This is a genomic window from Dellaglioa sp. CoH-56-MRSF-11 (genome assembly GCF_056782135.1).
This window is the reverse complement of record NZ_JBXAYE010000077.1, coordinates 1-315: the sequence shown is the minus strand read 5'-3', so window position 1 is coordinate 315 and position 315 is coordinate 1. Positions and strand designations below refer to the sequence as shown.

Below are 315 nucleotides of genomic sequence, written 5' to 3'. Positions count from 1 at the left end.
AAACATGGAAAAGCGCGTCTGGTTAACGTTGCATGAACTCGATTACGCGATCCCGTGATTCTGTATATGCCTGCTGCATGGCAGCGCCGATACGAGCACGACTATCATCTACTTCTTTACGAAAGTCTTTAAACTCGTCAACGCTCATACTGCCTTTTGCAGCGGCCATGATCGTCATAGTCTCGTTCATGACAAGCATAGCCAGATCACGCATCATGGGCCGCAAAACCGATTCGCTGATAGTGACACCAATAGCACCTCGATCCCGAGTTTGCTGCATGTCCGTCACAAGTTCCCGAATAGTCATCATCAGGT

Annotated in this window: 1 protein-coding gene; it reads right to left on the bottom strand. The window is 48.9% G+C overall.

What is annotated here, in order from left to right; genetic code table 11:
* Nucleotides 1-22: 22 nt before the first annotated feature.
* Nucleotides 23-315 (bottom strand): hypothetical protein (locus tag AC1RPT_RS07910; RefSeq protein WP_481763005.1); only part of this gene is annotated, 293 nt, incomplete at its 5' end.